At 44.0% G+C, this 13,392-nt stretch carries 11 protein-coding genes; 1 reads left to right on the forward strand and 10 read right to left on the reverse strand.

Annotated features, from left to right (window positions below; genetic code table 11):
- Position 1 precedes the first annotated feature (1 nt).
- The 10 genes from C8N29_RS17075 to C8N29_RS15190 form a co-directional block, all read right to left on the reverse strand.
- Positions 2-412, reverse strand: coding sequence for a hypothetical protein (locus C8N29_RS17075; protein WP_204509372.1), 411 nt, complete (start codon positions 410-412; stop codon positions 2-4).
- 13 nt (positions 413-425) lie between these two features.
- Entirely contained in the window at positions 426-614 is a 189-nt protein-coding gene (locus C8N29_RS17080) for a hypothetical protein (RefSeq protein WP_204509373.1), read from the reverse strand.
- Positions 608-1,726: an AAA family ATPase gene (locus tag C8N29_RS15155; RefSeq protein WP_107866911.1), complete on the reverse strand. Its 1,119-nt coding sequence runs from the start codon at positions 1,724-1,726 to the stop codon at positions 608-610. The genes C8N29_RS17080 and C8N29_RS15155 overlap by 7 nt, the downstream gene beginning before the upstream one ends.
- A complete protein-coding gene (gene pglX, locus C8N29_RS15160) occupies positions 1,726-5,424 on the reverse strand; it encodes a BREX-1 system adenine-specific DNA-methyltransferase PglX (RefSeq protein WP_107866912.1) in 3,699 nt (1,232 codons plus the stop codon). Before pglX ends, C8N29_RS15155 begins: the two co-directional genes overlap by 1 nt.
- A 35-nt stretch (positions 5,425-5,459) precedes the next feature.
- Positions 5,460-6,782: a type II toxin-antitoxin system HipA family toxin gene (locus tag C8N29_RS15165; protein WP_107866913.1), complete on the reverse strand. Its 1,323-nt coding sequence runs from the start codon at positions 6,780-6,782 to the stop codon at positions 5,460-5,462.
- On the reverse strand, positions 6,776-7,102 hold the full coding sequence (locus C8N29_RS15170) for a helix-turn-helix transcriptional regulator (protein WP_107866914.1): 327 nt from the start codon (positions 7,100-7,102) through the stop codon (positions 6,776-6,778). Before C8N29_RS15170 ends, C8N29_RS15165 begins: the two co-directional genes overlap by 7 nt.
- A gap of 99 nt (positions 7,103-7,201) precedes the next feature.
- Positions 7,202-10,852 carry a BREX system P-loop protein BrxC gene (brxC, locus tag C8N29_RS15175; protein WP_107866915.1) on the reverse strand — a complete coding sequence of 1,217 codons (3,651 nt, stop codon included), beginning with the start codon at positions 10,850-10,852 and terminating at the stop codon, positions 7,202-7,204.
- Between the two features lie 27 nt (positions 10,853-10,879).
- Positions 10,880-11,491 carry a DUF1788 domain-containing protein gene (locus C8N29_RS15180; protein WP_107866916.1) on the reverse strand — a complete coding sequence of 204 codons (612 nt, stop codon included), beginning with the start codon at positions 11,489-11,491 and terminating at the stop codon, positions 10,880-10,882.
- Entirely contained in the window at positions 11,488-12,087 is a 600-nt protein-coding gene (locus tag C8N29_RS15185; RefSeq protein WP_107866917.1) for a DUF1819 family protein, read from the reverse strand. The genes C8N29_RS15180 and C8N29_RS15185 overlap by 4 nt, the downstream gene beginning before the upstream one ends.
- Complete coding sequence (locus C8N29_RS15190; protein ID WP_107866918.1) at positions 12,084-12,992, reverse strand: helix-turn-helix transcriptional regulator; 909 nt, start codon at positions 12,990-12,992, stop codon at positions 12,084-12,086. The genes C8N29_RS15185 and C8N29_RS15190 overlap by 4 nt, the downstream gene beginning before the upstream one ends.
- 209 nt (positions 12,993-13,201) lie before the next feature.
- Between C8N29_RS15190 and C8N29_RS15195 the strand changes: the two genes are divergently transcribed.
- On the forward strand, positions 13,202-13,392 hold a 191-nt coding region (locus tag C8N29_RS15195; protein ID WP_107866919.1), incomplete at its 3' end, for a WGR domain-containing protein.

The raw sequence follows: 13,392 nt of genomic DNA on the forward strand, positions 1-13,392 counted from the left end.
ATTAGTTGTGTCCGCTATCATCACTGGCAATAATTTTTTCTGTATTCCCCAACGCAACTATGCCATCCGCAAATTCAACAACACTAGGGCAGTTTGAGTGTTGAGCGGCATTACTAACCGTAAAGCCATAATGCTTAATCATACGTTTGGCAAAAATGAGTTTATTGTCGCCTGGTCCACGCCTATTGTTTTCATGAGCGATTTCCTTTAGCCGTTCCCAAGGCATCCCTAATGTGTGTTCGGGTGTTGGTTCTTCAACAGTATCTATTTTTAACCATTGTCTCAAGGCTTGCGTATCTGCCAAAAACCACGCTTCAATGGCTTTAACAGCAATAAAAATAAGGTTGGTATGTTGTTGACCAATACGAGTGCGAACATCTGCTGGGCTAGCCTCATTTTCTAAATCGGTCAAAATAACAATATGCTCAGCCTGTGCTTGTTGAAGAGTCGCTATAAAGGGGCCGATATTGCGGCAAAAGGTTGCCGCCTCCTTTAGCGTTCACCACAGGATTGACCAAGGTGATGCCGTTTGCAACCAGCCATGCAACAAATGCGGGTGACTCCACAATCAATTTTTCGGTATCGCCTTCGACAATAAAACCTACCTTTACCATGGTAAGCCCCCATCAAACAGGTTGGTCAGCCATGCGGTGTCGAGGTTCATGCCTTGTAGGTCTAGTTGGCCTGATGCCGCTGCTTTAATAGTTGTTTTACCGTCAATCTTGTTGACTAGCCACAATTCACTAATGTTAGAAGCGCGTACTACCGATTCGCTATGTGTCGTAATAAAAACGGGGTGTTCTGTGGCCGCGTTTTCGCGCATTAAGCTGACCAGTTGCTCAATAGCCTTTGGGTGCAGGCCACGCTCTGGCTCTTCAATAAAAGTCATGCCAATTTTACTAGCGCGAGACAACACAGCGGTCATAATGCACAACGCGTAAATAGTGCCATCAGAAATGAGGTTAGCGGGAAAAAATGCTTTTACGCCTTCTTCCTTGAATTTGATAACCGTACCACCGTTCAGTTTCTGCTTGTCTGTAGAAACGCCGGTCATGCCCGGAACAATCAGTTCCAGCCAGTCAATGATCTGGCTACGGATATCAGCATTCGATTCCAGGGTAGCCAGCATGGTGGCAACATTGTGCCCATGCGGATGCAGTTCGCTGGCGTCGGCGTTAGATTCGTCTGGCGTTTTGGCTCCCAGTGGGTCGAAACGGAAAACACGGATATTCAGCAAATAATCGTACAGATCTCTGTCCGGCATCATCATCAAGGCCGACATTTCATCTGGATAATTGGGAAGTTCGTAAGACAGGTCATCTTTCATTGGATGCTTCAAGATGGGAGGCTTCCCGCGATGGCGCTCCATTATCAACGATCCGTTATTCTTTAGAGATTCCTCCAATTGAGGAGTCTTATCCATGCTATGAATCCGCAGCGTGTACTCTGTGCTTATGCCATCAATGTCTGCAGCCAAAAAGAATTCAAAACGTCGAGACTTCTCTTTTTTGAACTTGTAACAATGAATTTGCTCAAAGCCATTAAAACGGCGAATAGCCGCATTCGCGCCAGACTCTATCACTGCGCCAACAAACATCAGGGCGTCAACAAAATTACTTTTGCCTGAGCCGTTTGGCCCAGCGAATACGCTGTAGGGCGACAGTTCTTTGAGCGAAATATCGGCTACGCTTTTGTAGCCGCTGATTCTAATTTCTTTAATGTTCATTAGTCATCGCTCCCCCCTGTCACGGCTTTTACTTCCGCCAACAAGTCACCAAACTTACCATAATTCACTTTTACGCCATCATCCAAATCTAATGCAATGCGGTGGTCGGCGTAGTGTCGCAGTTTTTCGTCATACAGGCGCAGTTCGTCTAGTTTCTTTTTGAGACGGTCGATGTCTTTTTCTAGCTTTTTGCGTTCGGCGGTGGAGGTGGCTTTGGGTACTTCGGTTTCTAAAAAGCGGATGCGGTCGTTCATTTTGCCTGTGAGCGGTACAACATATTCGGTACGCATACGCGAGAGTGTGCCTTCGTTGTAGCGGTGTAAATATACTAAGGCTTCAAAGGCTTTGTGTTTGCCTGAGCTAAACAGCCAGTAGATAGGTCGTTTTTTGTAGGTTTGTAGGTGGTCTTTATAAAAACTGCTGACTAAATAACGGCGAATGGCTTCTTCGGGGGTTTCGTCAGCTTTGCGGCCTAGGCTATCGGCGAGCCACAGTAAATTTTCGTTGAGGGTGTTTTGCCCCCAAACGGCGATTAAAAACTCTTTGATGCGGTTGGCGGCGTCATCGGCAAACCAAGATATATCGGTAATAGGCAAAATGCCGTCGGCATCGGCGGCAAAGCGTTGATACGCGCCTGCTTGTACCAGTTCGTTAAAGCCTTGGTTGCCTGCGTGGGCATAAACAAGGCCGTCACGGTTGAGGCTGTAGCGTCCCATCATGTTGCCAATGGCATAACTGACTAATTCTTTGCAGGTGTCGGTTTGTAGGCGTTGTTCGAGTTGTTCGGGGGTGTTGTCGCCGCCATAGCGGTAATGGGGGTTGCAGGTGAGGGTAATTTCTTTGAGGGGGACTTCGGGGGTGAGTTCGTCTTGTAAGCCGTAAGCATCAATAAAGATGCGGTTGTTTTCTTGTTCGAGCCGTTGCATTTCATTGGTCATGTGTTGCCAATGGGCGCGGGTGGTGGTGTAACTGGCGGCAAGGGTGGTTTGTTGGTGGGGGGTGGATAGAATGGGTAAGCGTGTAAAGTCCCATGAGCGTTCGTAAGCGTCCCAGTCGGATTTTGATGAAGCCACCAACCAGTTAGCAGAAGCATCTACAAAATCCTTTACAGAGGCGATGGGGATGTTTCTTATAGCACCTGCCTCATAATTAAGAGTTGGGCTTAAAATAGAAACTATCGAAGGAATCACTTTCGAGTTTAGTAGAGATAGAAAAAAAATAGGCGATTTTTTTGGAAAAAAAGACGTGCCTGCAACATCAAATATAAAACCTTTGGGAAAAAATCTAAACGAGATATCTCCTGAAGAAACTTTAGACCACGATATGGACTCTTTAAAATAGTATTCAGAATTGTTGGCTATTCCCATCTTGGATGAAGCTGGTTTTATTGAATTCAAATACTCTTGGAATTCAATTATTTCCTTACCATCAAACTGCCAATTTACAACCAACCCATGATTTCCATACCATTTTTTAAATGAACCTCCTTTATTATAAGGAAACCACTTTCCTTTATTCGTAGATTCTTCCCTAGATTCACATGACTTAAAAATCTTTTCTTGATTTACCTCATGCCACTCTCTTACAAACCTTGAGTTATCACCAGTCTGCAAGCCAATTCTTGCATCACCAAAGCTACTCAATAAATTTGCATCAAAAGCTTTTTGTAGAACCTCACTAACCCAATAAGCAATTGGACTCGCTGGAATTTTCTTAAAGTCGTCTTGTTTGGCTTGCTTCAATCTTTCATTTTTGACAGGAAATTCTTTTGGAACATTTTTTTCATTCAAGTCATCATTTTCACAATACGAAAAACTGCCTGTAAAATTTTCAACATAATTTTTTCTAAAAATGGTCGCAGCAGTACCAAAGGCAATCCCCATCACCCCATTACCCATATGCGCCATACAGTCTAAGGTGTTTTGGGTGAGTAGTTTTTCACGCAAATTTTCGTAAGACGACAAAAACATCCAGCTTTGCATTGTCACCATGCTATTAAAGCCAAACTCTTTACACCAACTAAAACCCCTCTCCATAAACATCGCAAACAAATCCGACTTACTATCCGCAAAATGCTTTTTGGCAAAATCCTTTAACCCCTCATTCATCCCCTTACCACCCATATACGGCGGATTAGCCACCACCGCATCATAACGCTGTGCCAACACCAACGCAGGCTGCAAATAATCCCCCCAAATCTGCACCGCATACGACTTCGCCAAACTATCGCCACTTTTAATCACTTGCCCCAACAACGCTTCCAACTTCGGCAATTTTTTCGCCAAGGTCTCAGACACCGTCAACAACGAACCAAACGTCTTCCCACACTCAAAAAACCGAATCAACTCGCGCAAATCAGCCGCCTTTAATCCACTCGAATGCTCAGTAGCCAACGCCCCCCCACCAAACAAATCCCTATTGCCTAAAACCTCACCCCCCTCCAACTTAACAGCCGCCTGCATCACCACATCGGCCATCAACTCATCATCCAACCCCTGACTATTTTGAATCGCCAACACATTCAACACAGGTGTATTGTCAAATAACCGCCGATCATCCGCCCGCGCTTTCATCAACAAAGCAAAACCTGCCAACTGCGCCGCCCGATCATCAATATCCAAACCAAACAAATTGTGCTTTAAAATCAAACGCGGAATATCACGCTGTTTATAGCCGCGCTCCAAATAAATTTCCTTTAACAAATCATAGGCTTCTACCAAAATATGGCCAGAACCACAGGCAGGGTCTAACACAGTGATGGATTCGGGTTTGAGCGTGTCACCATCTTCTGCCACGCGGACTTTAATCAACGCATCCAACTGCGCTTGCACTTCGGGCGTTTGTTCGGCTGGCTGAATGTAATACGCCATCTGTGCTGCTAATCCTGAATGCGGATTCGCCATTAACCATAAACGGCCAACACTGTTTTGCACCAAATACTTAACAATCCAATTAGGTGTAAATAACTGAGTTGCGGCAGGAATGTCCTCGCTTTTTACCACCTTGCCAATCACTTGGTCTTTCTTTTCGCTAATATAAAACTGATACAACCAACCAATCACTTCTACTTGCTGCCAATCTTCCTCAGCAATACCGTCCACCAATTTACGTATCACCGAATCTGTGCGTAGCAAGGTATCGGGTAGTAGCAATTCGGAGTCATCGTCAATTTTTTCAAACAAAAAGGGCATGGCTGTTGCCAACTTATTGCACTGTGCCACGAGCAGACGCTTGTAAAGTTCACCGTCTTTATTGTTTAGTTTTAGTTCTGCTACCATGTCGCGGTTAATAGCTGGTAGCTCGCCAGCTTCGGCCAAATCTAAGGCATGAGTCAGAATATCGGGCAAGCCCCCCACACTCACGCTCGATAGCACACGTTGGCCATGTTCTAAGTATTCATGCAGCTCCATATAACGCAACGCGGCAAAACGGTTAAACCATGTGTAGGCGATTGCTTCCATCGTCTGACTAAAACCCTGTTGACGAATGCGCTCCAACAATTTTTTACGCAATCGCTCAATGTTGACAGGAAAAGCTTGGCCAGCAATCACCACCACTTCCCCCTGAACCAAACTGCTTTCTACCTTTAGCTCGCCGTTATGTTCGGCAATGCCCAGTTGTGCAGCGCGGCTAGTCACCATGTCAATAAAGTCGCGGCGTGCTTGTGGTGCGTAAGTTTTTAGGGTGGATTTATTCATGGTTTTTCTCGGTAATTTTTTAGTCTGGCTTGGGTTTAGACTGGTAGGGACAGTCGCAAATTGGCAGCAACCACATCAATCAGGGCTTTGGGGACATCATGCTCGCGTGCCAGTCTTGACCATGTGGCGACGTGGGCGATGGTTTCATCCAGTATCCGATCGACTTTGCCTTTACTAAAAAGAGGGCTAATTTTTTCAAAGCTGTAAAAATCACGGCGCGTAAAATCGTCACGCTTGCCGTTAATGGTCATCCAATGGCTATTGACCCAAAAGCTGTTGGGTTTATAGCTATAGGCAAGGTCATACGCAGGGGCAAGTTGCCATTGATGTTGCTCGTTGAGCATAAATGCTACGTTTTTGGAGTGGTCATCATGGTTGCGGGCAATGACGTTAAACACCATACGCTTAAATAATTGTTCTGCGTCACTGCTTGAAAGTTTTAACTGTCTGGCCACGCCAAATAATTCGGCATAAGAATAGCTACCAGCCAATTTATAGTTGATATGTGCCAAGCCATTGAGTGTTTGTATATGTCTTTTTTGATTGCCAATTCGGTCAAAACGCTGGGTGATAAAATGCCGCCTGTTGCCTTCGTTAAGTAATTTGCATGGCATCATGGTTATGCCGCAAGCAATTGCTAGTAAATGGTAAACGTATTCCATCGCCCCATAGCCGAGAGGATCGCCAAAGGTTTGCTTGTTGGCATGGTGTTCGCTGACTCCGTCAAACTTCATCAAATAATGGGTAAAACCTGCTGGAGCGTTGGTTTGGCCAGAACGTACCTGACTAAAATCTTCGTTAAAGGCTAAGACGGCTTTGGGGCGTGCGCCGCCTGCACTCATGCCCACAGACAACAAGGCCAACATCGCTTCGCGGTCTTCTTGCTCTGCGTTGAGCGCGACCGTAAATTGTTTGCGGCTGTCGAGTACATCTTGGGCAATGCTTACTAAAGAAGCAATATCAATGTGCTGAGCAGCATTGAGGTTTTTGAGTTTGGTGGCAGGGGAATACTCTAATGCGCCCATGCCGCGCTTGCCTGTGTATTGCAAACGCTGTAAAGGGCTGATGTCGCTAGGCTGTTGGCCTTTGCTAGCCACCCAAGCATTTAACACGGCATTGCCAAAATCATCGGGCAAGGAGTCGGCTAGTAACCCAGACAACCCCTTAAAGGTGTCGTTGTTAAGCTCGGGAAAGGTATAAATTTGCGGTGACAATGGCATTTTAAGCGGTGACAGCTCAATGCCTGTTTTAATAAACTCAGGGGTGTACTCAAAATAACCCACGCCAGTATCACGGTCAAAACTGGCAGCACCCACATGATGATGATGGTAATTGACGTTTAAGACTTCCATTACCATTCGGCTGACTCCTCTGGTTTATTGGCAATATGACCAGAGGCTCTTTGCCGTTGTTTGCCTTGTAGTTTGGCCAACTGTAGGGGCGAGATGCTCGGCTTGGCCAAAAATGTCTCCAAATGATGGCTCAAGTTTAGGCTTAGCATAATCGCGACTAAGGCTTCTAGCTGAACTTTGCCTTTTTCGGCATTGATTAACACTTTGCGCGATACACCAGACCGCGCCGCAACGTCAGCCTGAGTCAAATTGGCATTAAGTCTGGCTTGTTTGAGTCGCTCCCCCAAGTCTTCGGCAATCGCGGTAGGTGATTTATATTCAACCATGTTAATGTCCCTAATTGGCGACTTAAATAGTATTTAATCGCCTTAAAGTTACCTATAAGGAACATTATATATTGATTAATTCAATTAACAATAGCCCAGCTACTCAATACGCACACGCTGTCCGTCCTCAATCGCCTGTAGCAATTCACTACGCAACTTTTGCAGATAGCTTTCTACATCGTTTGTTGATTCCAAATAGCTTTTGCCAATGGTCAAATTGGACGCTTTGATGGTCTTGGTCGGCTTTAAAACAGGTGCTTGTGGCTTAGGTGTGGAGACATTTGGCGTTGTTGCACCCAAGTTATCAGTTTTTGGCAAAGCAACTGACGACTTTGCAATAGCCTTGAGCTGTTCTTCATGGGCTTTTTGAATGATGTCTTGCGCGGTATCCATCAACTCTAAAGCCTGATTTTGCAGGTAGAAAATAGTTGGAATACTGTTTGAGGTTTCTACCTTGATGCGCAATTGCTGAAGCCCCAACAATGCTTTATTACGCAGCATTGGCTCGGCATTAATTTGCTCAAGGTCGATTTGTACCGTGGCAATATGAGCATCTACCCGTTCTAAAGCATGTTTTCTTTTTTCATCCACTAACGCATGGTTGGCACTTTCCACTGTTGCCAGTAAAGACTCAATTTGATTAATAGTTCCATAAGGGCTAAGGTTATCGCGAATTTTTTCTAATTGATGCAAGGCATTGGCTACCTTGGCATCTTCCAGTAGTTTTTCGCGGTTATCTTTGACTGCCATCAGACCACTCAGTAGTCGCCGCCATGTCAGAATTTGCCCCTTATCTTTGTCATAAAAGCCCGTCAGATCGTGATATTCTTCTTCGGCATCACGCCAATCTTCCTTTTGTTTGAGCAGTGCTTCGATAAAAGCTGCACTATCTTGAATAGCTAATTGTTTTTTAATGCGGCTTTGCAGTCCATCAATCGCTGTTTTGCCAGGATAATGGGGTTGATTGGCCAAAGGCGCATAGACTGTCAGTAATTTGTCCCAATCGTTCAGCTTACTCCGATAAGCAGCAACGAGTGCATCTTCTTCCTCTGGTGCTAAATTAGTAAATAAGTCCTTGTACAAGTTGCGAGCTTGATTTAGTTCCAACGTTCCCGTTTTTTTACGTTTAAGAATAGAGACAAACTTGAATTTTTGGCTTTTACTGAGCGGCTCTAAGGCAGCCGCAGGCGATAAGGGCGTGCTGTCCATCATCAACGTGATTTCACCCGCCATAAACAATCGAGCCACGAGCAAAACAATTTCCCACTCAGGTTTCCAGCCATAAGTATTGCCACTGAAATACTTAACAACATCTTCCAACACCACGGCACTATGACTTGCTTTAATTTTGAGGTATTCACTCACTTCTTTTAATGCAAGATGGTTGGGTATGTCGCCGTTGCCTAAGTTGAGCTGTTGTACGCTATCGGCTGATAATACGGCAGATATTTCGGTAAACGCATTAGCAGTCGGTTTTAGGTAAGCCAGCTTGGTGTAGGAATTAGATACGAGGTAATTGATAGCCTCTTCTAATATCGCCTGAGAACCAGCCGCCTTTATTTGTACCTGTTCGCCCAAAGCGTAAATGTCTGTAGTCACTATTAACCGCTCTATTTGAAAACGCAGACGTTCTTTACGCTCTCGATTTTCATCTTTTTTAAAGGTCAAAATTTTGCGGCCAGTTGGGCTTGCATTGTCATATTTACTTTGGATGAATTGCTCAATCTTTAAATAAGTTTGTAATTCTTCATACAAACGCTCACCCTGATTCAGACGTAAAATAATGCGCGAAGGGTTGCCACTACTATAAAGGCGACACTTAGCCTCGGTATAATCCGGATACTCGTCATGTAATTCGGTAATTAACTCTAAAGATAATTCGTGGTGGGTTGACTTCCACGGTTTGCCATCCAACAGTCGGTTAAATTCATAATCTGCTTTGCTGTTTTTGTGACGTACCTTGGTTTGACTCTTCCATACTTCTTCAAACACTAACTCAGCGAGCGTTCGTGACAATTCGGACGAGCTAATCACTTCATGGCTGATTTCACGGGCAATATCTTGTTCTTCGTTGGTCAAGAACATCCACTCACCACCGTTACGGCTGACTAAATTCTGTTTTTCTAGACGCATCAAGCTTTCTTGGATGCGCTGCTTCAAGACCAGTTTATCAATATCAATTTCTTCAACGCATAAAGTGGCTAAGTTATCCACTTTACCTTTAACTATTTCTGGAATGTATTTAATAAGAAAAAGTACTTTCAACAACTTAATATCGAAGCTTTCAAACAGTCTGCCAACTTGCTTTTCAGCATTGTCGATAGCATGGCGTACTGTACTATCAAGAAAACTCTCAATGGATGAATAGAAGTCAAATAGGGGTACTAAACGATTAATGTCATGATTCAATATCCCCTTGACGGCAGTTTGAAAGGCATCGAGTAACGAACGCTCGCCCTTAGACAAATGTCGCCCTGTCGCACCATGTCGGCGTATAGCCTCAAAAATTTTGGATAACAAGGTAAATTGGTAGGGTGCAAAAGGATAATAGCTAACATATTCAGCGGCATCTTTGTAGCCAGCTAGAGTGACACCCTCGGAGCTGAATGCCAGTTGATTATTAATGATGTCGCCTTGAGCAATAAAAACATCACGCAGTTCATCATGAGCAGCATCAGTCTTTGACAATAGACGTTTACTAATGACTTCGTCGGTATTCGAGCTGGCCAGTGATAGCCGAGTATGAAAGCGACCTTGAATTTTGGAGAAGTCTTGGCTTTTAGCCTTGTTGGTCTCACCAATAGCCGCATCAATATCTTCTTGACTGGTCACTACAATCCAAGCACGCCCATTACAAACAGTGCCGAGTTGCTCTGTGATTGTTTGCAAATTCAACATGAGATGCGTGTTGTCACCAATAAACTGCCCTACTTCATCTACTAAAAACACAATACGATGACTGGCTGGCTTGGTCTTTAGATAATCACGCACCAATTCGGCAAAACTTTCAATATTTATTTTGAATGTTTCGTCAGCCTTGTCAAACCACTGACCAGCGGATTCTTCACTCATGCCAAGGGCTTGTGAAAGCGCATAGACCACGTCATCGCGCAAAAAACCAACAGCATCACGCTGAGATTCCCAACTATCGCCATTGTTATCTTTGAATACCTTTTTGAAAACATCATAAGCTCCTTCCTTGACGAGATGTCGTTCCATATTGGCAATGTGCGGCGCATCCCCCGAAAATCCTAATTTCTCGTTAAACACTCTCAAAAAGACTTGCAGGATGACATCTCGGTTAGTGCTGCTATCGGCCTTAGCATCAATATTGAATAAAATAACATCGGCAGTGTACTGCGCCACGCGCTGAATGTCGGCACGTAGCATGGGGTCGGTGACTTTGCTATCATCAAAAAAACTAAGGGCAGGTTTTTTAGTTTTTAACTCTGGATCAATCGCCTGAATATTCTCAAGTAGATAGGACAAAATTTTAATAAAATGCGACTTACCCGAACCAAAAAAACCAGACACCCAAACGCCCATACGTGAGGCGATGACTGGATCATTAGGACGATCAAAGCCCGCTAAATAAGCATCAAAGAATCGTCGCAGATACTCGGTAATCTGCTTAGTCACCACATATTCGTCTAGCTCTTGCCAGATACTATCGCGGTCGCATTGGTCGGCTTTGATGACTCCATTGATGGGACGATCAACTTTTTTAACAAACAATTCACGAATTTGCACAGGAAATTACCTTTTCAATATTCTTAATTATTTCAATAACTGGAATGCTCGGTAGTATGGAGCATTGGTATCACTGTAGTCTGCGTTAAGACCAAACAAGCGCAAACTGACACCATCGTAATTGCCAGGGTAGAACACAATCAGTGGTGTGTGCTTCATCAGTGGGTGTAGGCCATTCAGTAGCGTGTGTAGGCGTACCAGCGGGTAGGCCGTGCCGACACCTGTTAATAGCACTAAATCAAGATCATCAACGACCATTTGGTTGACAAGGTAAGTGGCCAGTTTGTCTTCCTTTAACACAGGACTGATAGCTTTCATCAATGCTGCATCGCCTTTGGTTTGTTGCATAGTAATCGCTTTTTCTAGCAGCCCTCGATCCTGCAATAGTTGAATCACGGTCTGAAAAAGATTAACGATTTTGAAGCGTAGCTTGGCTGGATGTTTAGCCAGCGCAGGATCAATGACTGTGCTAATAAAATCGCGAACTACTTCCTCACGCTCAGCAGGATAATCGAAGATATGGAATCCAATTTCATTGCCTAGACCTTCGTTGTTAAGCAATTCATTGGAAGTAATGCGCGGCAGGATCAGGTTTAATCTTTCCTCTAGCGGCAAATATCTACTACTTATTTCATTCATCGCTTAATATCCATAGCTTTAAGAGTGTAAGTATCGTTATGTTTTTTTAAGTAGCTTAATACACGTGGATGAAGCAAAGGTGGTGTTATCCGTCCGCTGCGTGTGGAGTCAATATATTTTGCTTGTGTCAAAATAAGCAAAATGACTTGTCGTAACTTTGCTTGAGTACTTTCGCTCCACGAGGCAACAGTAACATCACGTTGTTGGCATTCATGTAAGAAGGTTAACCAATCACTTGAGCTTATAGTGTCCTCTAAACGTTTCAATCTTCCTTGATAGACATCAATCAAAAAGTCACCCAGTAGTCGGCTATGACGAATCGCAGCAACTAGAAGCATCTGATTTAATATTTCGCCCGTTTCCTGTGCAATAAGGGTCAGACCTTCTTCATCCAAGGTATCTAGACGTTGGCGTATAAGATGCGCCTGACGAATAGCAGAGCTAGGACTTTTTTTTTGAAGAATATTGTCTTCTTTAATAGCATGTAGCCAAGCTGACTTATCCACACCCAAAAGCAATAAATTGGCCAAAGTTCGGCTTTCTGTGGCTAGCAAGGCTCCTGCACTGATATCAGCCCTATAGTAGCTCTGGCTCATACGCGCCTCGTTTGACTGGTTGGAGGGACATAACCAGGAGCTAATACCGCACTCTTAACACCGTAGAGTGTTAGCGGATCACTCAACCACAAACGAATAGCTGGGTCGTTTAGATGATGGTCGGCTGAACAATCAACATTCCAGCAACGCAATATATAACCTACACTGGATGCTCGTAAACGTACTCTTAAATGGCCATCTATCATGCCATAATCTAGCTCAGTAATTTCTGGCCTAGGTCGGTTGGGGTGAGGCACCAAATCCAGTTCAACAATTCGAGTCCATTGAGTGTCTTGCTCACTAAGTTCATGGGGCTGGATTATGCTATCTTTTCGCACTTGAGGATGTTGAATACGAGTAATAACAAAATCTCTAAAATCTTGATGATGTCGGTCATAGGCACGAACATGCCAACGCTGACCATTGTCTATCAACGCAAAGGGAACAATTTCTCGCTCAGTCAGACCAGAAGACAAAGAATGATAGTGTATAGCCAATATCGACCGTTGATGAATGGCTCGTGTCACCACTGACAAAGTATCAATAGCTGGCTGGGTAAGCCGAGCAGGAATATCTGTAGCTAACCAAGGGTTTAGTTGGGTAGGTTCACCATCACCGAAGCTTTTGCTAATCCACGACAAAACACGCTCAGAAGAGAACTGAAATAGAGGTTTGAACGCTTGACCAAGAACGTAGTTTTTTTGTTTGGTATTGTAGTCGATATTGCTTGGGGCTAACTTTTTATAGATGGCCAGATCACGTGTGGCAGCTGCAGATTGAATGCCAAATCGAGAGACAATATCACTGCGACGTAGCTCACCCATGAAGTATAGCAGTAGCTCAATAAATGCCAGTCGATCACGCTGGGGAACTGAGTACTCAGAAAGATCGAATGTTGAACTCATGGTATGACGCTGTCCTTTTTTGGGATATACACTTTCCTTGTGTTAGGAAGTATATTTTGCATTATAACGCTAGTCTAGTGTATTTATGATCTGATTTCATCATAAAAATGATGAGCATTTTTATAATAAAATCATTACCTAATGTCTATCGTCACAGCAATGGATAGGCTATACAGTTATCAGGTTTTTTTTAACCTCTGGTGATTGTCATGCACTCTTTATGGACAAACATAGATCCTTCTCAGCCTTGTTTTAAGTTTTACGATATTGGACTAGATCATGATTTATTTGACGCTTATGTCGTATCGTGTGAATGGGGACGTATTGGCGCTAAAAATTTTAGGCGTAAAGTCGCTGTATTTAACTCTGTTGATGAGGCAATGACTCAGCTCAAGCACGA

Source organism: Agitococcus lubricus, assembly GCF_003051055.1.
In the GTDB taxonomy this organism is placed as follows: Bacteria; Pseudomonadota; Gammaproteobacteria; order Pseudomonadales; family Moraxellaceae; genus Agitococcus; species Agitococcus lubricus.

What these genes read in the sequence shown, in the direction of transcription:
- C8N29_RS17080 (WP_204509373.1), bottom strand. Translation starts at nt 614, where the DNA reads ATGGTAAAGGTAGGTTTTATTGTCGAAGGCGATACCGAAAAATTGATT.
- pglX (WP_107866912.1), bottom strand. Translation starts at nt 5,424, where the DNA reads ATGAATAAATCCACCCTAAAAACTTACGCACCACAAGCACGCCGCGAC.
- C8N29_RS15185 (WP_107866917.1), bottom strand. Translation starts at nt 12,087, where the DNA reads ATGAGCCAGAGCTACTATAGGGCTGATATCAGTGCAGGAGCCTTGCTA.
- C8N29_RS15155 (WP_107866911.1), bottom strand. Translation starts at nt 1,726, where the DNA reads ATGAACATTAAAGAAATTAGAATCAGCGGCTACAAAAGCGTAGCCGAT.
- C8N29_RS15165 (WP_107866913.1), bottom strand. Translation starts at nt 6,782, where the DNA reads ATGGTAATGGAAGTCTTAAACGTCAATTACCATCATCATCATGTGGGT.
- C8N29_RS15180 (WP_107866916.1), bottom strand. Translation starts at nt 11,491, where the DNA reads ATGAATGAAATAAGTAGTAGATATTTGCCGCTAGAGGAAAGATTAAAC.
- C8N29_RS15190 (WP_107866918.1), bottom strand. Translation starts at nt 12,992, where the DNA reads ATGAGTTCAACATTCGATCTTTCTGAGTACTCAGTTCCCCAGCGTGAT.
- C8N29_RS15170 (WP_107866914.1), bottom strand. Translation starts at nt 7,102, where the DNA reads ATGGTTGAATATAAATCACCTACCGCGATTGCCGAAGACTTGGGGGAG.